Genomic DNA, 20,692 nt, shown 5'->3' on the forward strand with positions numbered 1-20,692 from the left:
TCCCATGCGCATGTCCCGCATTCCGACCCGCCTGGGCCAGCGTGGCTTCACGCTGGTGGAGGTCATGATCGTCGTGGCGCTCATCGGCATCCTCACGGCGATCGCGCTGCCCAGCTACAACAGCTATGTGCAGAAGAGCCGTCGCAGCGATGCACGCGCCGCGCTGATGGAGGCCGCCAACCGCCAGCAGCAGTTCATCCTGAACCGCTCCACCTTCACGCTCAACATGCAGGACCTGGGTTACGCCACCGATCCCGCCCGCTCGCCCGACGGCTTCTACACCGTCGACGCAGCCCAGTGCGCTGGCGGTGTGGCGCTGACCCGCTGCTATGTGCTCACCGCCACCCCGGTCGGTTCTCAGACCGGTGATGCCGCATGCACCAGCTTTTCGCTGGCTTCGTCAGGCGTCAAGACAGCCACCGGCACCAGCGCCGCCACCTGCTGGTGATCCAACTTCGGAGAAATCCCATGCGTCGCCCGATCCTTCAGATTCCCGTACTGGTGGCTGCCAGCCTCGTGGCGGTTGCCGCCAGCGCCCAGGTCACCGGCCCGGCGCCCTCCCGCATGGCGCCGCAGGGCCTGGTCAGCTATGCCTGTGCCGTGACGATGCCGTCATCCACACAAAGGATCGTCTTTGTGGAAGCGCCTGACAAGCAGGCCGGCCGGCGGCTGGCCGAGCGGTCCCGGCCGATCGACACCACCGGCAAGCGCACACCCGTGCGCAGCGTGCAGGAATGCATCGATCTGGCCAAGGAAAAGTTCATCGACCCCAAGGCGGCCGAGCTGCTGGCCAACACGCCCCGCTGAACCGGGGAGCCGCCCTCGGGCGTCACACCCAGCCCAGCATCCCCAGCACAGCACCCGCACCGATCATCCACAGCAGGTGCACGCGGGTGCGCCACACCAGCACGGCGCTGGCGGCGGTCAGCAGCCACAGGGGCCAGTCACGCGACGGCTGGTCGTGGCTGGCCACCAGCAGCCAGCCGGTGGCCACCAGCAGCGATATCACCACCGGGGCCAGACCTGCCCTGAAGGCTTTGGCGACCCGCTGCTCGCGGTGGCGGTGTGCCCACCGGGCGGCGTGGTAGCTCAGCAGCGAGGAGGGCAGCAGGATGGCGGTCATGGTCACGGCCACGCCCAGCAGGCCCAGCGCCCAGGCGGTCCATCCGCCGGCCGCCCCTCCGCCCGACTGCAGGCCCACCTGCCAGCCCAGCAGGGCCACGAACAGCACGTTGGGCCCTGGCGCCGCCTGCGACAGGGCAATGGCGGTGGTGAACTCCGCATCGGTCATCCAGCCCTGCTGCACCACCAGGTAGCGGTGCATGTCGGGCGCCACGGTGATGGCGCCACCGATGGCCAGCAGCGACAGCGTGAGGAACTGCAGGAAGAGTCCCAGCCAGTTGGCCAGCGACGGGTCCATGGCGTTCATGCCGACGGCTCCTCTGCACCGGCGCCCAGCTGCCACCAAGCCCAGCCGCAGGCCAGCAGCCCGAGCAGGGGCAACACTGCGGTCAGCGGCCAGCGCAGCCAGGCCACCAGCACGAAGCTCACAAGCGCGAAAAGACCGCAGGCCGCCGGCCCCATGGGATTGGACTTGAGTGCGCCCATCAGCCGCAGGCCGGCCCCCATCACCAGGCCGGCCGATACCGCGCCCATGCCCCGCAGGGCGTTCTGGGCCACGGGATGGGTCGCGATCTGCGACCACAGCACGGCCACCAGCAGCACCACGGCCAGGGGGGCCGCCAGCATGCCCGCCAGCGCCGCCAGTGCGCCGCGCGGACCGAAGTAGCGGTCGCCGATCATCATGGAGAGGTTGACCACGTTGGGCCCCGGCATGAGCTGGGCCAGGGCCCAGTCCTCGACGAACTGCTCGCGGGTGAGCCACTGGCGGCGGTCCACCAGCTCCCGCTGAACCACGGCCAGCACGCCACCAAAGCCCTGCAGGGCCAGCCAGGTGAAGGCCATGAACAGCTCCCGGCACGACCCGGGCTGGCGCGGCGCGTTCACGCCGTGAGCATGTCGCGCACCAGCGCTGCGGCCAGCGGCTTGGTCACGTAGCCGCTGATCACCGGGATCTGCGCGGCGCGTTCGCGGTCCTGGGGCGAACCGGAGGAGGTGAGCATCACCAGCACCGTGGTGTCGCGGCCTTCGAGCAGCGGCGCGGCCTGGATCGCCACCTCGAAGCCATCCAGCATGGGCATGTTGATGTCCAGGAAGATGCAGGTCGGCAGGCGCAGCTGGTCCTGGCGCATGAAGTCCAGCGCGTCCAGTCCGTTGTCGAAGATCAGCACCTCGCCGGTGAAGCCGGCGCGGCGGATCATGATCTCGTGGAAGACGTTGTCGGCCTCGTTGTCGTCGATGAGGATGAAACGTTCGGGGCGGGGCAGTCGGGTCATGGGGTCACCGGGTCGGGCTGGCGTTGCAGCTGCAGCGTGAAGCGGCTGCCGGTTTCGGGGGAGGAGTCCAGCAGCAGCCGGCCGCCGTGCATGTCGGCGATGCGGCGGCAGATGGACAGGCCCAGGCCGGAGCCGGCGTAGACCTTGCGGTTGTGCAGCCGCTTGAACATGTCGAACACGGCGGCCTGGTGCTCGGCCGGTATGCCGATGCCGTTGTCTTCCACATGGATGAGCCAGTGCTCTGCGGTGGCTTCGTGGTGCAGCCGCACCTGCGGCTTCTGACCGGGGCGGGTGAACTTCAGGCCGTTCTCCACCAGGTTCTGCAGCAGCAGGCGCAGCAGGGTGGTGTCACCCCGCACCGTGGGCAGCGCGTCGATGTCGATCCGGCCCCCGGTGCGTTGCAGGGCTGCGGTCAGGTCATCGCGCACCTGCCGGGCCAGCGCGCCCATGTCCACGCCGATGAAATCGACCCGGTGCTTGTCCAGCCGCACATAGCGCAGCAGGTCGTCGAGCATCTGGCTGATGCGCTTGCCGCCCTGCTGCACGAAATCGAGGTAGCGCTGCGCATCGGCCGGCCAGCCAGGGGCATGGTCGCTGGCCAGCAGCGAGGTGAAGTTGTTGATCGAGTTGATGGGCTCGCGCAGGTCGTGCGAGATCACCTGGATGAAGCGCTGCTGCTCCATGGTCTTGCGCTCCAGCAGGCTGATGGTGTCCTTGAGCTGGGCCTCGTTGCGCTTGAGGTTCTCGATGTCGTGGACCCGCTTGACCACACCGGCCACCGCGCCCGCGTCGTCGAACACCGGCAGCATGGCCACTTCCACGTGGCGGTCGCCCTTGCCGCGGTAATGGCCCAGGCGCTGGTAGTACACCGGCTTGCCGCTCAGCGCCTGCTGCAGGTTCTCCAGCACCATGCCCACCCCTCTGTCGTGCTGCAGCAGCTGGCCCACGCTGCAGCCGATCACCTGGTCCCGCGTGGCGCCGTGGTAGTCCAGGTAGTTCTGGTTGGCGTGCCGGTACACCAGGTCCCGGTCGATGTAGGCCTGGGCGTCCAGGCCGGCGGTGATCATCGCCACCAGCTGTTCGTTGCGCTGGTGGGCCGAGACCGCCTGGGCATGGGCCTCGTCGTGGCGTATGCGCTCATGCTCCAGCAGTGTGCTCACCAGGCCCGAGAGGCGCTTGAGGGCATCGATCTGCAGCGGGTCGAGCTGGCGCCGGGTGCGGTCGATGACACAGACCGTGCCGACCGCCAGGCCGTCGGAGGTGACGATGGGGGCGCCGGCGTAGAAGCGCAGCCCCATGTCGCCGGTGACCAGCGGGTTGTCCGCGAAACGGGGGTCCTGCAGCGTGTCCTCCACCACCATCACCCGATCGGGCTGCAGGATGGCGTGTGCACACAGGGTGATGTCGCGCGGGGCCTCGACCACGTCCAGACCCTTGCGGGACTTGAGCCATTCGCGGTCGGCATCGATGAAGCCGATGTAGGCCATCGGCGTCTTGCAGATGGCCATGGCCAGTGCCGAGATGTCGTCGTAGGCCTGCTGGGGCAAGGTATCCAGGATGCCCAGGCCCCGCAGCCGCGCCAGGCGGTCGGTTTCGTTGTGGGGAAGTGGAGCGATCTGCATGGGAAGGGGTAGTGTCGATGAACGGCACTTTGACCGCATTTTGTTACAAATGCAGTTCCCTGTCCCTGCGCTGCCGGTTTTGCCCCCTGGCGCCCGCCCCCCGACGTGACGGTGATCACGCCACCGTGGCGTGCATCACACCGACATGCCGCCTGAGACCTCGATCACCGCACCGTTGATGTAGCTGGCGTCGTCGCTGGCCAGGAAGGCGTACACGCTGGCAATTTCTTCGGGCTGGCCCAGACGGCGCAGCGGCACGCGGTGCTCCATCTCGGCAATCACCTTTTCGGGGATGGTGCTCAGGATGGGGGTGGCGATGAAGCCCGGCGCCACCGCATTGACGCGGATGCCCTTGGGGCCGAGCTCGCGGCTCCAGGTCTTGGTGAAGCCGATCACGCCGAACTTGCTGGCCGCGTAGTTGGTCTGGCCGTAGTTGCCATAGATGCCCACCACCGACGAGGCATTGAGGATCACGCCCGAACCTTGCTGCACCATGGCGTCCGCCACCACCTGGGCGCAGTGAAAGACGCCGCGCAGGTTGACGTCGATGACGCGGTCGAACTGCTCCAGCGTCATCTTCTGCAGCCGCGCGTCCTGGGTGATGCCGGCGTTGTTCACCAGCACGTCGATGCGGCCGTGGCGGGCCAGCACATCGGCCACCACCGCGTCCACGCGGGCGCGGTCGGTCACGTCCAGCACATGGCCTTCGGCGCGGGCGCCCAGGGCCCGGCACTGGCGCACCGCATCTTCCACGGCGGCAGCCTTCACGTCGCAGACGATGGGAACAGCGCCCTCACGGGCAAAACGCAGGGCGGTGGCCAGACCGATGCCTTGGGCGGCACCGGTGATGAGGCTGACTTTGTCGAGCAGTCGGGTCATGGAATCGATCAGAAAGAGGAAGCGGGATTCACCACGTCGGCTGGTGCCGGCGCAGGGCGTCGAGGGTGGCGGCGTCCAGCGCAAAGCCGGGGCCGTGGCGGGCCGCGAGGTCGGCACAGCGGGCCTGGAAGCGGTCGATGCCCATGCCGTAGATGAACTGCAGCGCGCCCCCGGTCCAGGCCGGGAAGCCGATGCCGAAGATGGAGCCGATGTTGCCGTCGTGCACCGTGGTCAGCACGCCTTCGGCCAGGCAACGCGCGGTCTCCACCGCCTGCCGGTAAAGCAGCCGGTCTTTCACGGTCTGCAGGTCCCAGGCGGTGCCGGGCTGTTCGAACAGGGCCTTGAGCTCGGGCCACAGGTGCTTCCTGCCGCCCTGCGGGTAGTCGTAGAAACCGCCGCCGCCCGCGCGGCCGGAGCGTTGCAGTTCCTTGACCATGCGTTCGACCAGCAGCTCGCCGGGGGTGGCGGTGTAGCTGCGGCCCTCGGCCGCAAAGTCGGCCCGGGTCTGGTCCAGCACATGCACCGAGAGCGACAGCGCGGTCTCGTCCAGCACCGCCAGCGGGCCCACCGGCATGCCGGCCTGCACGGCAGCGTTCTCGATGACGGGTGCCGGTATGCCTTCGCCCAGCATGGCCGCGCCTTCCATCACATAGGTGCCGAAGGTGCGGCTGGTGTAGAAGCCGCGCGAGTCGTTCACCACGATGGGCAGCTTGCCCAGCGCCTGCACATAGTCGTAGGCACGGGCCACGGTCTCGTCGCTGGTCTGGCGGCCGCGGATGATCTCCACCAGCTTCATCTTGTCCACCGGGCTGAAGAAGTGGATGCCGATGAACCGGGCCGGGTCGCGGCTGGCCTGCGCCAGGCCGCTGATGGGCAGGGTGGAGGTGTTGCTGGCAAAGAAGCCGCCTGGGGCCAGTTGCGGCTCGGCCTCCTGCGTGACGCGGGCCTTGAGCTCGCGGTTCTCGAACACCGCCTCGATGATCAGTTCGCAGCCGGCCAGGTCGGCCGCGCTGTCGGTGGCGGTGATGCGGCCCAGCAGGGCCTGCTGGTCGTGCGGGCTCATGCGGCCCTTGTCGACCCGGGGCTGGGTGATCCTGGCGCTGTAGGCCTTGCCTTTCTCGGCCTGCTCGCGGTTCACGTCCTTGAGCACGGTGGCGATGCCCTTGCTGGCCTGGGCGTAGGCGATGCCGGCACCCATCATGCCGGCGCCCAGGATGCCCACCTTGGCCGGCTTGAAGCGCGGCACGTCCTTCGGCCGGGAGTGCCCGCCCTTGACCGCGTTCATGTGGAAGAAGAAGGTGTTGATCATGGCCTTGGCCACCGGGCTCACGATCAGGCTGGCCAGGTAGCGGCTCTCGATGCGGGTGGCAGTGTCGTAATCCACCAGCGCGCCTTCCACCATGGCGGCCAGCGCAGCTTCGGGGGCGGGGTACAGGCCACGCGTCTTCTGCTTGAGCACGGCCGGTGCCACGCTCAGCATGCCGGCCAGCTTGGGGCTGGAGGGCGAGCCGCCGGGCAGGCGGTAGTCCTTCTCGTCCCAGGGCTGGCGCGACGTGGGGTGCGCCGCGATCCAGGCCAGGGCGGCCGGACGCAGGTCGGCATCGGACGCCACCAGCTCGTGCACCAGCCCCAGATCGAGCGCCTGGCGCGGGTTGAAGAGCTGGCTCTCCAGGATGTAGGGCTGCGCGCCCATCAGGCCCAGCAGCCGGACCATCTTGGTGATGCCGGTGGCACCGGGGATCAGGCCCAGGGTGATCTCGGGCAGGCCGAGCTGGATCCTGGGGTTGTCCACGGCGATGCGGTGATGCCCCACCAGCGCCACTTCCCAGCCGCCGCCCAGGGCCGCGCCGTTGATGCAGCTCACCACCGGCACGCCCAGCGTCTCCAGGGTGCGGAAGTTCTTCTTGGTCTGCTCGATCTCGGCAAACACGGCGGCCGCGTCCGAGGGCTGCAGGCGCATGGTGCCCTTGAGGTCGGCACCGGCAAAGAAGGTGCTCTTGGCCGAGGCCAGCACGATGCCCTTGATGGCGGCCTGGTCGCGCACCACCTGCGCGGTGGCCTCGGTGAGGTCGTGCTGCCAGTCGGCGCACATGGTGTTGACCGGCGAGCCGGGCTCGTCGAAGGTGAGGGTGGCGATGCCGTCGGCGAGTTCGTAGCGGATGGTTTTCATGGGGTGTCCTTCAGATCCGCTCGACGATGGTGGCAATGCCCATGCCGCCGCCCACGCACAGCGTGGCCAGGCCGTAGCGCAGGCCGCGGCGGTGCAGCTCGTCGATCAGGGTGCCCAGGATCATGGCGCCGGTGGCGCCCAGCGGATGGCCCAGCGCAATGGCGCCGCCGTTCACGTTCACCTTCTCGTGCGGCACGCCGAGTTCCTTCATGAACTTCATGGGCACGGCCGCAAAGGCCTCGTTCACCTCGAACAGGTCGATCTGGTCGATGCTCATGCCGGCCTTGGCCAGCGCCTTGCGGGCCGCCGGCATGGGGCCGGTGAGCATGATGGTCGGGTCGGCGCCCGAGAGCGCCACCGACACCACACGGGCGCGGGGGGTGAGGCCATGGGTGCGCCCGGCGGCCTCGCTGCCCACCAGCACGGCGGTGGCGCCATCCACGATGCCCGACGAATTGCCGGCATGGTGCACATGGAGGATGCGCTCGACCTGCGGGTAGCGCTGCAGGGCCACGGCATCAAAGCCCATGGCACCCAGCTGTTCAAACGCCGGCTTGAGGCTGGCCAGCCCCTCCATCGTGGTGTGGGGCTTGATGAATTCGTCCTCGGCCAGCAGGGTCTGGCCCAGGAAGTCGGTGACCGGCACCACAGACGCCTTGAAGCGGCCCTCGGCCCGGGCCGCCGCCGCGCGGCGCTGCGATTCGAGCGCGTAGGCGTCCACGTCGTCGCGGCTGAAACCTTCCAGCGTGGCGATCAGGTCGGCCCCGATGCCCTGCGGCACGAACAGCGTGGCCGAGTTGGTGGCCGGGTCCTGGGCCCAGGCGCCGCCGTCCGAGCCGATGGGCACCCGGCTCATGCTCTCCACCCCGCCGGCCACCACCAGGTCTTCCCAGCCGCTGGCCACCTTCATGGCGGCCATGTTCACGGCTTCCAGGCCCGAGGCGCAGAAGCGGTTGATCTGCACGCCCGAGCAGCGCCAGTCCCAGCCGGCTTTCAGCGCGGCCACCTTGGCGATCACCGAGCCCTGTTCGCCAATGGGCGAGACCACGCCCATGACCACATCGTCCACCGCCGCGGTGTCGAAGCCGTGGCGCTGCTGCAGCGCGGTCAGCACGCCGGCGAGCAGGTCGACCGGTTTCACCTCGTGCAGGCTGCCGTCCTTCTTGCCCTTGCCGCGCGGCGTGCGCACGGCATCAAAAATGAATGCGGAAGTCATGGTGTCTCCTCGTGGAAGCCCGGAGGGCGATGCGGTGCCGGTGGCAGTATAGTGATTTCAGCAAGCAGTTGCTTTGTAAAAATCCGCCGACACCGTCCCCCAGGAGACCCCATGATCGAACGCACCCTGTTCAACGCCGACCACGAAGCCTTCCGCGACAGCTTCCGCCGCTTCATGGAGAAGGAGATCGCGCCCTTCCATGCCGGGTGGGAGGAGCAGGGCTATGTGGACCGCGAGGTGTGGCGCAAGGCCGGCGAGAACGGCTTCCTGTGCATGACCCTGCCCGAGGCCCATGGTGGCGCCGGTGTCGACCGCCTGTACTCGGTGGTGCAGATGGAGGAGCTGGCCCGGGGCGGGTTCTCGGGCATCGGCTACGGGCTGCACAGCGAGATCGTGGCGCCCTACATCGCCCATTACGGCACCGAGGAGCAGAAGGCCCGCTACCTGCCGAAGCTGGCCAGCGGCGAGATGGTGGGGGCGATCGCCATGAGCGAGCCCGCCGCCGGCAGCGACCTGCAGGGCGTGCGCACCACGGCGCTGAAACAGGCCGACGGCAGCTACCTCATCAACGGCAGCAAGACCTTCATCACCAACGGCTGGCACGCCGACCTGGTGATCCTGGTGGCCAAGACCGACCCGGCCGCCGGCGCCAAGGGCACCAGCCTGTTCCTCATCGAGCGCGGCATGTCCGGCTTCGAGAAAGGCCAGCGCCTGAAGAAGCTGGGCCTGAAGGCGCAGGACACCTCCGAGCTGTTCTTCAACAATGTGCGCGTGGGCCCCGAGCAGCTGCTGGGCGGCACCGCCATGGAAGGCCGGGGCTTCATCTGCCTGATGGAGCAGCTGCCGTGGGAGCGGCTGCAGATCGCCATCGGCGCCGTGGCAGCCGCGCAGGCCGCCATCGACTGGACCGTGGCCTATGTGAAGGACCGCAAGGTGTTCGGCCAGCCCGTGGCCGCCTACCAGAACACCCGCTACACCCTGGCCGAGCTGCAGACCGAGGTGCAGGTGGCCCGCGTGTTCGTGGACCGTTGCTGCGAGCTGGTGGTGCAGGACCGGCTGGACACGGCCACCGCCAGCATGGCCAAGTACTGGTGCAGCGACCTGCAGTGCAAGGTCATGGACGAGTGCGTGCAGCTGCACGGCGGCTACGGCTTCATGTGGGAATACCCCATCACCCGCGCCTATGCCGACGCCCGGGTGCAGCGCATCTACGGCGGCACCAACGAGATCATGAAGGAAGTGATCTCGCGCGGCATGGGCCTGGGCGGGCGCTGAACACCCGCCCGGCCTGCCGGCTTAGCGGCGGGCGGCTTCGCCCAGGCGGCGGCCCAGCGAGATGGCGTAGGGCGCGGCGCGTGCATTGAGCACCGGGTCGGCCGAGGGCTTGATGCCGGCCGGCAGCGCCACCGGGTTGAAGGTCATGCCGTCGCAGGCGCCGCCCATGCCGGCTTCCACCTGGGTGATCACCAGCTGGCCCACGGGCACCAGCGCGCGGGTGTCGGGCCAGGCCACGGTCGGGTCGGTCAGGTTGTCGCCGGCCTCGGCCAGCTGCAGCTTCATGTCGAACACCACCGGCTTGGCGGCCACGCGCTGGCGCAGCTCGCCGGCCAGAAAGTCGTCCGGCATGGCCTTGAGCTGCTCGTCGCTCAGGCCTTGCGTGCCGGCCTCGGGCACGAACTGCCAGCGGGCAAAACGGCTCTCGCCCTTGGCATTGACGAACTCGAAGGCGTTCACCCCCCAGTAGTTCACCGTGCCGTAGCTGGCCGGCACCGGCGCCTGCGCCAGGTAGGCGGCCTGGCGCAGCGTTTCGGGGTTGGCGGCGTTGAAGGCCTTGAGTTTTTCCGGGTCCGGCTTGCCGGTGGCCGGGTCGGCGGTGCGGGCCTGCACGAAGGGCGCGAACTGGTCCGGCCGGGCCACGAAGAACACCGGCGCCGAGATGTTGGCCATCTGCCAGACCTCGTTGCCCGGCAGCTGGAAGGCCAGGGCCAGGCCACGCACCGACTTGCCCTTGTCGCTGGCCTTGGGGTTGCCGCCACCGACCGAGAAGCGGGCCACCACCGGCACCTGGGCGCCGCTGAAGGCCGATGCGCTGGTCAGTGAACGGCCCACGGCGTTGCCGACAAAGTGGCCGCTGGCGCAGATGCCCTTGGCCCCGGAGCGGCGCGCGCCGGGCTGAGGGCCGGCCAGGCCTTCCAGGGCATTGACCTGGGCTTCGGCCTGGCTGGTCTGGGCCTGGGCAGCGGCGATCGGGAACAGGGCGGGGGCGAGCAGGGCGGCCAGGCTGGTGGCCAGCAGGGTGCGTTTCATGGGAACCTTTCTGTGGTGGGACGTGTTGGGCAGGTCCCGGTCCACATCGGTCCGTCCCGCCTGATCGGTGGTCGGCCCTGTGCGCGGCTTCTTACAGGCCGCTGCAAAAAATCTCAGCGGTCCGGCAGCACCACCGTGTGGTCCGGCGGCATGCCGGGCGGGGCTTCGTAGTCGGCCAGCACCACCGCCCGGTCGGGCTCACGGACCACCGCGTCCACGCACGCGGCCAGAAAGCGGATCGAGGGCGAGTCGAGCGCGGCCACCGGCTGATCGAGCAGCAGCACCCGCGCCCCGCTGGCCAGGGTCTGGCACAGACCCACCTTGCGCCGGCTGCCGGCCGAGAGCATGTACAGCGGCTTGGCCCGGTGCTCCACCAGGCCGAAGCCTTGCACCAGATCCTCGGGCACGCCGGCCAGCAGCGCCTGCACCGGGGTGTTGTCGTGCGCGGGGCTCAGGATGTCGTTCAGGAACGCGGTGCCGCTGCGCTCGATGTGTCCGGCCACCGGTGGCTCCCGGCCGGCGATCAGCCGCAGCAGGGTGGACTTGCCGCAGCCCTCGTCGCCGGTGATCAGCGTGATGCCGGGCGGGATGTGAATGTCCAGCCCGTCAAACAGCGGCAGGCCGGGCCAGCCATGGCGCAGCTGGCGGATGCGGACCAGGGGGGTGTTGTTCGTCATCGTTCGGGGCCGTCGTTCAGTGGCCGATCCGGTAGCGCTGGCCCCGGTGGTTGAGCACCGAGCCATCGCGGCCGATCTGTTCCAGCACATGGCCCGGCCCGATGGACTGGCCTTCCTGCAGCACGCGGCCATTGACGATGAGGTGGCGCCACGCCGGGTTCTCGGACCAGGTCACGCCCTGCACGCTGATGGCGGGCAGGGCCGCACGCACCGACTCCGGCAGGTCGGCGTAGCGCGGCACGGCAGCGGCGGCGGGTCTTGCGTCGGTGGCGGGCTTCGGTGCCGGTGATTCGGTCGGCGCGGCGGTCGGTCGTGCCGGGGCTGGCGGGGGTTCGGGCGCGGGCTGCAGGATGGGCGCCGGCGCCGTGTCGGCCAGGGTGGGCGGGGGCGACACCATGGCCGGGGCCTGCGGTGCGGCTGGTGGCACGGACGGCGCCATGGTGGCGGCGGTGGTGGCGGGCGCTTCGGGGGTGCGCGGGCCCACCACGACCGCCATGACCGCCACCGTGGCCACCACCGCAGCCCCCGCGATGCCGAGCATCCAGCCCGTGCCGCGAGGTGCCGGCGCTGGCGCCACCGGTGTGTCGGGTGCCACCCGGACAGGCACGCCGGGGGCGGCGGCGCTGGCGGCCGGTGCGCCCGTCGGGACCACCGGCACCACCGGCAGAGAAGGGCTGCCCAGCCCGGGGGGCGTTGCAGCCTGTTGCTGACGTTGCGCTTCGGCACGGCGCAGGGCTTCGAGGATGTAGGACATGGCCGTTCAGGGGCGGGGCAGGGCGGTGGCCAGCCGGGGTTCGTCCACCTGGCTGGCGCGGTTGAGCTGCATGAAGGTCAGCGGGCCGGCGGCACCGACCGGGTCGATGCCCTGGCTGCGCTGAAAGGCCCTGATCTGTTCGGTCAGGCTGGCACCGGTGCCGAGGCCCGGCAGTTGCCCCTGGGCCTGCAGGTCGTTCATCCGCGCGGTCAGCCAGGGCGCGGCCGGACCGAAACGACCGTCCTCCAGCCGGCTGCGCTGGCCGGGGGGCAGGCGCCACAGGGTGGTGAAGTCGCCGCGCCACAGCGTCTGAAGCCGCTGCAGCGGCAGCTGCCAGCGGCGTTCGTCCACCGACACGGTGGCCGTCTGCTCGTCCAGCGCGGTGACCAGCACGGTGGCGCTGGCGCCCGGCTGCCCCAGCGTGATCAGCCCGGGACGGTCGAGCTGCCGCAGCCCGGCCAGGGTGAGGCGGTCGGTGCGGTAGCACTGCAGTCCCAGCGCACGGGCGGCGGTGCAGGCGTTGCGCGCCGGCAGGTCGGTGGCCCAGAGCCGGCCCAGCTGCACCAGGCCGGCATCGGGCGTGAGCTCGGGCCAGGGCGGGTTGGCGGGCCATGCCGGGGCGGATTCGGTGGCGCTGGCCTCCGGGGTGGCTGTCGGTGCGGTGGCTGGCGCGGCGTTGTGGGCCGTCGCTCCTGCCGTGGCGACCCCGCCGGCCACTGGGCCCGCGCCCGGGCCCGCACCGGCGGGTCGGGTCAGGCCGTGCAGCACGGCGGCGAGCACCGCCACCACGGCCAGCCCGGCCAGGGCCAGCACCGGGCGCGACCAGGGCACGTGGGGACTCGCCGGCTCAGGGGGGCCGCTGCGGGCCGGGGCGGGGGATGCTGGCGGCACGGTGTCGAACACCTCGGCGGCCGCCTGCTCCAGCAGGCCCCGGTCCACCTGCGCCCGTGCACCCGCATAGGCGCCCAGCAGTGCGCGGTCGCACAGCAGGTTGATGCGCCGGGGCACGCCGCCGGTCAGGGCGTGGATGCGGTCGATGGCCTCGTCGGTGAAGGGCAGCGGCCCGCCCAGGCCGGCCACCTGCAGGCGGTGGGCCACATAGGGGCGGACCTCTTCGGGGCCCAGCGTGTCGAGGTGAAAGCGTGCCACCACCCGCTGTGCCAGCTGCTCCAGCCCCGGCTCGGCCAGCCGCTGGCGCAGCTCGGGCTGGCCGATCAGCACGATCTGCAGCAGCTTGGCCTCGCTGGTTTCCAGGTTGGTCAACAGGCGCAGCTGCTCCAGCACCGGCGCCGGCAGTGCCTGCGCCTCGTCGATGATCAGCAGGTTGCGCTCGCCCGCCGCATGGCTGCGCAGCAGGTGTTCGTTGAGCGCGGCAATGCACGGCTGAAGAGAGCCGGGGTTGCCGGGATGCGCCGTCCATGCCAGGCCGAACTCGGCGCAGATGGACTGCAGCAGGTCCAGCGCGGTGGCCGGCGGGTGAAAGATGTAGGCCACCCGGCACCGGGGCGGCACCTGCTGCAGGAAGCAGCGGCAGATGGTGGTCTTGCCGGCGCCGATGTCGCCGCTGAGCACCACGAAGCCGCCACCGCCCTGCACGCCGTACAGCAGATGCGCCAGCGCCTCGCGGTGGCGCTCGCTCATGTAGAGGAAGCGCGGGTCCGGCGAGAGCGAGAAGGGGTCGAGCTGGAGTCCGAAATACCCGGCGTACATCGGCCCGAGCATAGCGGCCGCGAATGACCCGGGCCATCCGGGTCATCCTGCGGCCGGCGGGCTTCAGGCCGCCAGGGCCATGGGCTGCTTGGTCGTCTGCGAACCGGTTGCGCTGGCCGGACGTGCCGCGCTGGCGCCGCATTCGATGTCGCCCGAGAGCTGGCCGCCGTCCTCGATGACCACGCGGCCGTACTTGATGCGGCCGGTCACCTTGCCGGTGGCATGGATCACCAGCTTCTGGCGCACCGTGAGGTTGCCGTCGAACACGCCCCGGATCTCGGCGATGTCGATCTCGGCCGATCCCTTGAAGGCGCCTTGTTCGGCGATCTGGATCACGCGCGAATCCATGGTGGCCTCGACCAGACCTTCGACCACCAGGGTGTCGCAGTCGGTGATCTCCACGCCCTTGAGCTTGATGTTGGGGCCCACGGTGAGCTTGCTGCCGCTCTCGGGGACGGCGGGGCTGCTGTCGGCTGCCGTTGCGGCCTGTGCGGCGGGTTCGGGGGTGGTCGCTGCCGGGGTCGAGGCGGCCGCCGTGGCCGCACCGACCGGGCCGCCCTGCCCGTAGCGCGGCGTGGCCATCTGGCCGCCCAGGGGTTTGTTGAGGTCGGATTCGCGTTTGCCGAAGTGCAGTGCCATGGGTGAACTCCTTGATCGAAGAATGAAAACAGGAGCGCTCATGCTAGGCGCCATGCGGCTTACATTCGGGCCGGTCCCGTAAGAGGTGTGACGAGTTGAAGCACCTGCGGTGCATGGGCCCAAGCCCCCGTGAAACCGGGGCGGGCCGTAAAATCGCAGGTTGTCCACCGCCCGCGCCACGGGTGCCCCGCCCATGAACGCCCCCCTCGACGTCTCCTTCTTCGCGCGCGCCGCCAAGCCCATCACCAGCTACCGGCCCTACTGGGCCAAACGCTTCGGCACGGCGCCCTTCCTGCCCATGAGCCGCGCCGAGATGGACCTGCTCGGCTGGGATAGCTGCGACATCATCCTGGTGACCGGTGACGCCTATGTGGACCACCCCAGCTTCGGCATGGCCGTGGTGGGCCGCGTGCTGGAGGCGCAGGGATTTCGCGTGGGCATCATCGCCCAGCCCGACTGGCAGAGCGCCGACCCGTTCAAGGTGCTGGGCAAGCCCAACCTGTTCTGGGGCGTGACCGCCGGCAACATGGATTCCATGATCAACCGGTACACCGCCGACCGGAAGATCCGCAGCGACGACGCCTACACCCCCGGCGATGTGGGCGGCAAGCGGCCCGACCGCGCTGCCATCGTCTACAGCCAGCGCTGCCGCGAGGCGTACAAGGACGTGCCCATCGTGCTCGGCGGCATCGAGGGCAGCCTGCGCCGCATCGCGCATTACGACTACTGGAGCGACAAGGTGCGCCGCTCCATCGTGGTGGACAGCAAGTGCGACATCCTGCTCTACGGCAACGCCGAGCGCGCCCTGGTGGAAGTGGCCCACCGCCTGGCCGCCCGCGAGCCGGTGGAGACCATCACCGACGTGCGCGGCACCGCCTTCATCCGCCGCCCGGGCGATCCGTCGGCCGAGGGCTGGTTCGAGATCGACTCCACCGAGGTCGACACGCCCGGCCCGGTCGAGTCGCACATCAACCCCTACCTCACCACCAGCGAGCAGGCCCAGGCGCAGGGCGAGAGCTGCGCCAAGGACGATGCCGCAGCCCCGGCTGCCGCCAGCCAGGGCCAGGCCGTCCAGACCATCCAGTTCGTGCCCAACCCCTCGCTCAAGGGCAAGGGCGGCCGCCCGCCACGCGACCGCACCGTCATCCGCCTGCCCAGCTACGAGCAGGTCCGGTCCGACCCGGTGCTCTACGCCCACGCCAACCGCGTGCTGCACGTGGAGGCCAACCCGGGCAACGCCCGTGCGCTGGTGCAGGCCCACGGCGAGGGTGCACTCGCCCGCGATGTGTGGATCAACCCGCCGCCCATTCCGCTGACCACGGCCGAGATGGACCATGTGTTCGACCTGCCGTACGCCCGCAGCCCGCACCCCGCCTACGCCGACGAGAACGGCCGCCACGACGGCCCGACCAAGATCCCGGCCTGGGAGATGATCCGCTTCAGCGTGAACATCATGCGCGGCTGCTTCGGCGGCTGCACCTTCTGCTCCATCACCGAGCACGAGGGCCGCATCATCCAGAGCCGATCGGAAGAGTCGATCATCCGCGAGGTGGAGGACATCCGCGACAAGGTCGAGGGCTTCACCGGCGTCATCTCCGACCTGGGCGGACCCACCGCCAACATGTACCGCCTGGGCTGCCGCACGCCCGAGATCGAGGCCGCCTGCCGCAAGCCCAGCTGCGTGTACCCGGGCATCTGCCAGAACCTGACCACCGACCACGGTCCGCTGATCAAGATCTACCGCCGCGCCCGCGAGCTGCGTGGCATCAAGAAGGTGCTGATCGGCTCCGGCCTGCGCTACGACCTGGCCATCAAGTCGCCCGAGTACGTCAAGGAGCTGGTGCAGCACCACGTGGGCGGCTACCTGAAGATCGCGCCCGAGCACACCGAGGGCGGTCCGCTCTCGAAGATGATGAAGCCCGGCATCGGCAGCTACGACCGCTTCAAGCAGATGTTCGAGAAGTACAGCGAGGAGGCCGGCAAGAAGCAGTACCTCATCCCGTACTTCATTGCGGCCCACCCCGGCACCAGCGACGAGGACATGATGAACCTCGCGCTCTGGCTCAAGCGCAACGGCTTCCGTGCCGACCAGGTGCAGACCTTCTACCCCAGCCCCATGGCCACCGCCACGGCCATGTACCACACGAGTCTGAACACGCTCAAGGGCATCCACCGCGACGACCGCAGCGAGAAGGTCGACATCGTGCGCGGCGAGCGCCGCCGCCGCCTGCACAAGGCCTTCCTGCGCTACCACGATCCCAACAACTGGCCGCTGCTGCGCGAGGCGCTCAAGGCCATGGGCCGGGCCGACCTGATCGGCAACGGCAAGCACCACCTCATCCCGACCTTCCAGCCGCTCACCGATGGCGGCTACCAGAGTGCGCGCCGCAAGAACAGCACGCCGCCGGGCAAGCCCCGCACCGCAGCAGCGGGTCAGCCCAGGCCGGGCACGCTGCTGACGCAGCACACCGGTCTGCCGCCCCGGGTGCAGGGGGCTGGTCCCGGCAAGGGCCCGGCCGCGCGCCGCAAGCCGCGCTGAACACCGGCGGCAGGGCCTGCGGCCCGTTCAGGGCAGGCGGGAGAAGGGCGGCCAGATCAGCCAGGCCAGCAGGGCCAGGCAGTGCAGCGCGATGGTGGCCTTGAAGGCCAGCTGGAACGAGGGCTTGCGGGTCTTGTGGCGCAGCACGCTCTGGGCAAACCAGGCACCCGGCCAGCCCCCCATCAGGGCGAAGCCGTGCAGCACGCTTTCCTGCACCCGCCAGTCGCCGTTGCGGGCGGCGTGCTTGTCGCGCCAGTAGGCGAACAGGGCCACCACGTTCAGCAGGGCCAGGCCCACCAGCACCACCCAGGGGAAGCGGCCCAGGGCGATGCCCACCAGCCACATCAGCAGCCACACGGCCACCAGGCCGAGCTCGGGCCAGGGGTGCCAGCGCTCCAGCAGGGATGGCGGCCGTGGCCGCCGTGCACTGGGCCGGCCGGCCGGCAGCAGCTCGTCCATGGTGCTGGCCACCTTCACGTCGGACTTGAAATAGATGTCGGCCGGCCGGTCCTTCACCTGCAGGGCCTGCGGGCCGCGGCCGCCCACCACGATCTCCTCGAACTCCACCGGCTGCCCGATCTGGATCGGCAGCGGACCCTTGTAGTCGCGCAGGTGGAAGCGGATGAAGGCGGCGGTCTGCGGGCTGCGGATCAGGCCCAGGCCTTCGTCGGCATTCCATTGGACCACGGAACCTTGTTTGCGCATGGGGGATGCTCGGCGGGGTCAGACCAGGGTGTGCAGCGGGATGTCGTGCTCGGCGGCCAGGCGATCCAGCTCGGCGCGGCTGCGCTGGGCGAACCAGGCGGCCAGTGCGTCCCGGGTGGCGGGCAGGAACAGCGTCTGCGGCCCCTGCAGCGCCACGCCGGCCACGGCGCACAACGACGCTGCAAAGTGCGGCTCCAGCGCGGCCACGGCCACACGGCCGTCGCGGCAGGCGTACACCCGGTAGCCGGCGTGCGCGCCGCCCACGGCGCCGTCCGGGCGGGTCAGGCCCCACAGGCGGGGCAGGGCCAGCCAGGCCGCAGCGTCCGACAGCGCCACCGACTGGTGCTGGCCGCTTTCGGTCTGGCGGGCCACGGTCACGGCAGCCAGCACGGCCTCGGAGGCCATGAGCGAGCCGCCCATGTCGGCAAACAGCGTGGCCGGCAGGTCCAGCCCGGGGACCAGGCCGGCGTCGGCCAGGTAGGTGAGGTCGTGTCCGGGTTCCTCGGCCCGTGCACCGGGCGCTCCCACGATGCTCACCATGGAGAGCCGGGGGTGAGCCTTGTGCAGCGCCTTCCATTCCAGGCCGAGCTTGCGCAGGGCCGAGGGGCGGAACGAGGTGAGCAGCACGTCGGTCGTGGCCAGCATGCGCTGCAGACGGGCGCGTCCGGCATCCTGCTTGAGGTCGAGCACCGAGACCTTGATGCCGGCGTGCAGCGTGGCATAGGCCTCGGGGTTGTACTGGCCCATGGGATCGCCGCTGCGTCCGGCGGGACCGGGCGGTTCGATCTTGGTGCAGCGGGCTCCCATCTGCTGCAGCCGCATCAGGGCGGCGGGACCGGGCAGGTTGAGCGCCAGGCTCAGAACACGAACACCGCGCAGCGGCTTGAGGGCGGAAGACGGCATGAACGGAGGACTCGGAAAAATACCCTCCGAATGTACCCGCGCCCGCCCTGGCGCAATCACCGGATTTGCGCGAAATCCAGCGGCAATCCCACGTAGTTCTCGGCCAGCGAGCGCGATGCCGCCTCCGAATTCACCAGGTATTCCAGTTCGGCCTCCTGCACCTTCTGGCCGAAGCCCTGGGTGTCGGGGAAGCGGTGCATGAGCGAGGTGAGCCACCAGCTGAAGCGCTCGGCGCGCCAGACGCGGGCCAGGGCCTTGCGCGAGTAGTCGTCGATGCCGGCGCTGGTGCGCTCGTGGTAGTACTCCACCAGGGCGTTGGAGAGGTACTTCACGTCGCTGGCCGCCAGGTTCAGGCCCTTGGCGCCGGTGGGCGGCACGATGTGGGCCGCATCACCTGCCAGGAACAGCCGGCCGAAGCGCATGGGTTCGGCCACGAAGCTGCGCAGCGGCGCAATGCTTTTCTCGATGCTGGGCCCGGTGACCATGCGTTCGGCCATCTCGGGGTCGAGGCGGCGGCGCAGCTCGTCCCAGAAGCGGTCGTCGCTCCACTGCTCCACCTTGTCCTCGATGGGGCACTGCACGTAGTAGCGGCTGCGGGTGAGGCTGCGCATGGAGCACAGGCCGAAACCGCGTTCGCTGTTGGCATAGACGATGGCGTGGGTGGACACCGGCGGCACGTCGGCCAGCACGCCCAGCCAGCCGAAGGGATAGACCTTCTCGTACTCGGTGATGGCGCCTTCGGGCACGCTGGCCCGGCACACGCCGTGGAAGCCGTCGCAGCCGGCGATGAAGTCGCAGGCCAGTTCCTTCAGTTCGCCGTCCTGGCGGAAGCGCACCACCGGGCTGCTGCCGTCGAAGTCATGGATGCTCACATCGGCGGCGCTGTAGAGGGTGGTGAGGCCGGCCGCCGCGCGGGCATCCATGAGGTCCTTGGTGACTTCGGTCTGGCCGTAGGCCGTGACCACCTTGCCGCCGGTGAGCCCGGTCACGTCGATGGGGTGGCGGGTGTTGCGGTAGACCAGCTCGATGCTGTGGTGCACCGTGCCCTCGGCCGCCACCCGGGCGCCCACGCCGGCCTCCTTCAGCAGGTCCACCGTGATCTGTTCCAGGATGCCGGCGCGGATGCGGCCCAGCACATAGTCGGCGCTCTGGCGCTCGATGATGATGTTGGCTATGCCGGCCTTGTGCAGCAACTGGCCGAGCAGCAGGCCCGAGGGGCCGGCGCCGATGATGGCAACCTGGGTACGCATGGGGGTGTCTCCTGTGGGTGCCCGGATTGTGGGCAGCACACCCGCCGATCACAACGCCGCCACAGCGCTGTTGCGCGATCATCGGACACCATGTGCGATGATCGCGCAAAACACCGACCTGACGGGAACCCTTCCATGCCGCCTTCCGCCGCCACCCCGACCATCGCCCGGGCCGACTTCATCGAGGGCATGGCCAAGGGCATGGCGGTGCTGGAGAGCTTCGACACCACCCGCCAGCGGCTCAATGCCACGCAGGCGGCCGAGCGGGCCGGCATCACCCGGGCCGCGGCGCGCCGCCACCTGCTCACCCTGGCCCACCTGGGTTATCTGGAGACCGACGGCAGCCACTACTGGCTCTCGCCCAAGGTGCTGCGGTTCTCGGGCAGCTACCTGGCCTCGGCGCGGCTGCCCCGGGTGCTGCAGCCCACACTCAACCGGCTGGCCGCGTCCACCCGCGAATCGTTCTCGGCCGTGGTGCTCGATGGGGACGAGGTGGTCATCGTGGCGCGCAGCGTGTCGGCCCATGTGCAGCGGCTCATGGCCTATGGCCTGCATCTGGGCGCCCGGCTGCCGGCGCATGCCACCTCCACCGGCCGGGTGCTGCTGGCGGCCTTGCCGCGCACCGAACTCACTGCCTGGCTGCGCGGGCGCGAGCTGCCCCGGCTCACCCCCCATACCACGGTGGATGCCAAGGCCCTGCGGGCCGTGCTGACCCAGGTGCGGACGGACGATTTCGCGGTGGCGCGCGAGGAGCACGAGCTGGGTGTGTTTGCCGCCGCCGTGCCGCTGCGCGACATGCAGGGCCGGGTGGTGGCCGCGCTCAATGTGGTGGCCTCGCCGGAGCGGCTGCAGGAGTCGGTGCTGCGGCAGGACCTGCTGCCCCAGCTGCAGGCCGCCGCGCTGGAGCTGCGGCCGCTGCTCTGAA

At 70.0% G+C, this 20,692-nt stretch carries 20 protein-coding genes; 5 read left to right on the forward strand and 15 right to left on the reverse strand.

Annotation, left to right across the window (positions count from 1 at the left end):
* The first annotated feature begins 10 nt into the window (after positions 1-10).
* Together WD026_RS03280 and WD026_RS03285 are read left to right on the forward strand one after the other, a co-directional pair.
* A complete protein-coding gene (locus WD026_RS03280; protein ID WP_425722220.1) occupies positions 11-448 on the forward strand; it encodes a type IV pilin protein in 438 nt (145 codons plus the stop codon).
* 20 nt (positions 449-468) lie between these two features.
* On the forward strand, positions 469-807 hold the full coding sequence (locus WD026_RS03285; protein ID WP_425722221.1) for a hypothetical protein: 339 nt from the start codon (positions 469-471) through the stop codon (positions 805-807).
* A 22-nt stretch (positions 808-829) separates the two neighbouring features.
* Here the strand turns inward: WD026_RS03285 and WD026_RS03290 are convergent, their stop codons facing one another.
* The 7 genes from WD026_RS03290 to WD026_RS03320 all read right to left on the reverse strand — a co-directional run bounded on the left by WD026_RS03290 (position 830) and on the right by WD026_RS03320 (position 8,283).
* Positions 830-1,429 carry a chromate transporter gene (locus tag WD026_RS03290; RefSeq protein WP_425722222.1) on the reverse strand — a complete coding sequence of 200 codons (600 nt, stop codon included), beginning with the start codon at positions 1,427-1,429 and terminating at the stop codon, positions 830-832.
* Complete coding sequence (locus tag WD026_RS03295; RefSeq protein ID WP_425722223.1) at positions 1,426-1,965, reverse strand: chromate transporter; 540 nt, start codon at positions 1,963-1,965, stop codon at positions 1,426-1,428. Before WD026_RS03295 ends, WD026_RS03290 begins: the two co-directional genes overlap by 4 nt.
* Positions 1,966-2,003: 38 nt before the next feature.
* Positions 2,004-2,396, reverse strand: coding sequence for a response regulator (locus WD026_RS03300; RefSeq protein WP_425722224.1), 393 nt, complete (start codon positions 2,394-2,396; stop codon positions 2,004-2,006).
* On the reverse strand, positions 2,393-4,018 hold the full coding sequence (locus WD026_RS03305) for a sensor histidine kinase (RefSeq protein WP_425722225.1): 1,626 nt from the start codon (positions 4,016-4,018) through the stop codon (positions 2,393-2,395). The genes WD026_RS03300 and WD026_RS03305 overlap by 4 nt, the downstream gene beginning before the upstream one ends.
* 135 nt (positions 4,019-4,153) lie before the next feature.
* A complete protein-coding gene (fabG, locus tag WD026_RS03310) occupies positions 4,154-4,897 on the reverse strand; it encodes a 3-oxoacyl-ACP reductase FabG (protein ID WP_425722226.1) in 744 nt (247 codons plus the stop codon).
* Positions 4,898-4,925: 28 nt separating this feature from the next.
* Positions 4,926-7,067: a 3-hydroxyacyl-CoA dehydrogenase NAD-binding domain-containing protein gene (locus WD026_RS03315; protein WP_425722227.1), complete on the reverse strand. Its 2,142-nt coding sequence runs from the start codon at positions 7,065-7,067 to the stop codon at positions 4,926-4,928.
* 10 nt (positions 7,068-7,077) lie between these two features.
* On the reverse strand, positions 7,078-8,283 hold the full coding sequence (locus WD026_RS03320; RefSeq protein ID WP_425722228.1) for an acetyl-CoA C-acetyltransferase: 1,206 nt from the start codon (positions 8,281-8,283) through the stop codon (positions 7,078-7,080).
* A 111-nt stretch (positions 8,284-8,394) separates the two neighbouring features.
* On the opposite strand from WD026_RS03320, the gene WD026_RS03325 reads away from it, so the two are divergent.
* The gene (locus WD026_RS03325; RefSeq protein WP_425722229.1) at positions 8,395-9,558 is read left to right on the forward strand and encodes an acyl-CoA dehydrogenase family protein; all 1,164 of its coding nucleotides are present in this window, start codon (positions 8,395-8,397) and stop codon (positions 9,556-9,558) included.
* 21 nt (positions 9,559-9,579) lie between these two features.
* Here the strand turns inward: WD026_RS03325 and WD026_RS03330 are convergent, their stop codons facing one another.
* The 5 genes from WD026_RS03330 to WD026_RS03350 all read right to left on the reverse strand — a co-directional run bounded on the left by WD026_RS03330 (position 9,580) and on the right by WD026_RS03350 (position 14,370).
* Positions 9,580-10,590 carry a catalase family peroxidase gene (locus WD026_RS03330; RefSeq protein ID WP_425722230.1) on the reverse strand — a complete coding sequence of 337 codons (1,011 nt, stop codon included), beginning with the start codon at positions 10,588-10,590 and terminating at the stop codon, positions 9,580-9,582.
* 113 nt (positions 10,591-10,703) lie between these two features.
* Positions 10,704-11,267 carry an ABC transporter ATP-binding protein gene (locus WD026_RS03335; protein WP_425722231.1) on the reverse strand — a complete coding sequence of 188 codons (564 nt, stop codon included), beginning with the start codon at positions 11,265-11,267 and terminating at the stop codon, positions 10,704-10,706.
* A 16-nt stretch (positions 11,268-11,283) separates the two neighbouring features.
* Positions 11,284-12,021 (reverse strand): general secretion pathway protein GspB, encoded by a 738-nt coding sequence (locus WD026_RS03340; protein WP_425722232.1) that lies wholly within the window; start codon positions 12,019-12,021, stop codon positions 11,284-11,286.
* Positions 12,022-12,027: 6 nt separating this feature from the next.
* Positions 12,028-13,731: an ExeA family protein gene (locus tag WD026_RS03345; RefSeq protein ID WP_425722233.1), complete on the reverse strand. Its 1,704-nt coding sequence runs from the start codon at positions 13,729-13,731 to the stop codon at positions 12,028-12,030.
* A 63-nt stretch (positions 13,732-13,794) separates the two neighbouring features.
* The gene (locus tag WD026_RS03350; protein ID WP_425722234.1) at positions 13,795-14,370 is read right to left on the reverse strand and encodes a bactofilin family protein; all 576 of its coding nucleotides are present in this window, start codon (positions 14,368-14,370) and stop codon (positions 13,795-13,797) included.
* Between the two features lie 193 nt (positions 14,371-14,563).
* Here WD026_RS03350 and WD026_RS03355 point away from each other — a divergent pair, with 193 nt between their 5' ends.
* Positions 14,564-16,909 carry a YgiQ family radical SAM protein gene (locus tag WD026_RS03355; RefSeq protein ID WP_425722235.1) on the forward strand — a complete coding sequence of 782 codons (2,346 nt, stop codon included), beginning with the start codon at positions 14,564-14,566 and terminating at the stop codon, positions 16,907-16,909.
* A 27-nt stretch (positions 16,910-16,936) separates the two neighbouring features.
* On the opposite strand, the gene WD026_RS03360 is transcribed toward WD026_RS03355, so the two are convergent.
* From WD026_RS03360 to pobA, 3 genes are read right to left on the reverse strand one after another with little or no spacing between them, the layout of a single operon-like run.
* Positions 16,937-17,614 carry a DUF1294 domain-containing protein gene (locus WD026_RS03360; RefSeq protein WP_425722236.1) on the reverse strand — a complete coding sequence of 226 codons (678 nt, stop codon included), beginning with the start codon at positions 17,612-17,614 and terminating at the stop codon, positions 16,937-16,939.
* An 18-nt stretch (positions 17,615-17,632) separates the two neighbouring features.
* Positions 17,633-18,517: a CoA transferase gene (locus WD026_RS03365; protein WP_425722237.1), complete on the reverse strand. Its 885-nt coding sequence runs from the start codon at positions 18,515-18,517 to the stop codon at positions 17,633-17,635.
* 56 nt (positions 18,518-18,573) lie between these two features.
* Positions 18,574-19,767: a 4-hydroxybenzoate 3-monooxygenase gene (pobA, locus tag WD026_RS03370; RefSeq protein ID WP_425722238.1), complete on the reverse strand. Its 1,194-nt coding sequence runs from the start codon at positions 19,765-19,767 to the stop codon at positions 18,574-18,576.
* A gap of 135 nt (positions 19,768-19,902) precedes the next feature.
* Between pobA and WD026_RS03375 the strand changes: the two genes are divergently transcribed.
* A complete protein-coding gene (locus WD026_RS03375; protein ID WP_425722239.1) occupies positions 19,903-20,691 on the forward strand; it encodes an IclR family transcriptional regulator domain-containing protein in 789 nt (262 codons plus the stop codon).
* Position 20,692 lies beyond the last annotated feature (1 nt).

This window comes from Hydrogenophaga sp. R2, assembly GCF_049843595.1.
In the GTDB taxonomy this organism is placed as follows: Bacteria; Pseudomonadota; Gammaproteobacteria; order Burkholderiales; family Burkholderiaceae_C; genus Hydrogenophaga.

Excerpts from the sequence above, each read along its gene's own strand:
- WD026_RS03365 (WP_425722237.1), bottom strand. The coding sequence starts at position 18,517 with ATGCCGTCTTCCGCCCTCAAGCCGCTGCGCGGTGTTCGTGTTCTGAGC.
- pobA (WP_425722238.1), bottom strand. The coding sequence starts at position 19,767 with ATGCGTACCCAGGTTGCCATCATCGGCGCCGGCCCCTCGGGCCTGCTG.
- WD026_RS03295 (WP_425722223.1), bottom strand. The coding sequence starts at position 1,965 with ATGGCCTTCACCTGGCTGGCCCTGCAGGGCTTTGGTGGCGTGCTGGCC.
- WD026_RS03300 (WP_425722224.1), bottom strand. The coding sequence starts at position 2,396 with ATGACCCGACTGCCCCGCCCCGAACGTTTCATCCTCATCGACGACAAC.
- WD026_RS03325 (WP_425722229.1), top strand. The coding sequence starts at position 8,395 with ATGATCGAACGCACCCTGTTCAACGCCGACCACGAAGCCTTCCGCGAC.
- fabG (WP_425722226.1), bottom strand. The coding sequence starts at position 4,897 with ATGACCCGACTGCTCGACAAAGTCAGCCTCATCACCGGTGCCGCCCAA.
- WD026_RS03330 (WP_425722230.1), bottom strand. The coding sequence starts at position 10,590 with ATGAAACGCACCCTGCTGGCCACCAGCCTGGCCGCCCTGCTCGCCCCC.
- WD026_RS03335 (WP_425722231.1), bottom strand. The coding sequence starts at position 11,267 with ATGACGAACAACACCCCCCTGGTCCGCATCCGCCAGCTGCGCCATGGC.
- WD026_RS03280 (WP_425722220.1), top strand. The coding sequence starts at position 11 with ATGTCCCGCATTCCGACCCGCCTGGGCCAGCGTGGCTTCACGCTGGTG.
- WD026_RS03340 (WP_425722232.1), bottom strand. The coding sequence starts at position 12,021 with ATGTCCTACATCCTCGAAGCCCTGCGCCGTGCCGAAGCGCAACGTCAG.
- WD026_RS03285 (WP_425722221.1), top strand. The coding sequence starts at position 469 with ATGCGTCGCCCGATCCTTCAGATTCCCGTACTGGTGGCTGCCAGCCTC.
- WD026_RS03290 (WP_425722222.1), bottom strand. The coding sequence starts at position 1,429 with ATGAACGCCATGGACCCGTCGCTGGCCAACTGGCTGGGACTCTTCCTG.
- WD026_RS03345 (WP_425722233.1), bottom strand. The coding sequence starts at position 13,731 with ATGTACGCCGGGTATTTCGGACTCCAGCTCGACCCCTTCTCGCTCTCG.
- WD026_RS03355 (WP_425722235.1), top strand. The coding sequence starts at position 14,564 with ATGAACGCCCCCCTCGACGTCTCCTTCTTCGCGCGCGCCGCCAAGCCC.
- WD026_RS03305 (WP_425722225.1), bottom strand. The coding sequence starts at position 4,018 with ATGCAGATCGCTCCACTTCCCCACAACGAAACCGACCGCCTGGCGCGG.
- WD026_RS03315 (WP_425722227.1), bottom strand. The coding sequence starts at position 7,067 with ATGAAAACCATCCGCTACGAACTCGCCGACGGCATCGCCACCCTCACC.
- WD026_RS03350 (WP_425722234.1), bottom strand. The coding sequence starts at position 14,370 with ATGGCACTGCACTTCGGCAAACGCGAATCCGACCTCAACAAACCCCTG.
- WD026_RS03320 (WP_425722228.1), bottom strand. The coding sequence starts at position 8,283 with ATGACTTCCGCATTCATTTTTGATGCCGTGCGCACGCCGCGCGGCAAG.
- WD026_RS03360 (WP_425722236.1), bottom strand. The coding sequence starts at position 17,614 with ATGCGCAAACAAGGTTCCGTGGTCCAATGGAATGCCGACGAAGGCCTG.
- WD026_RS03375 (WP_425722239.1), top strand. The coding sequence starts at position 19,903 with ATGCCGCCTTCCGCCGCCACCCCGACCATCGCCCGGGCCGACTTCATC.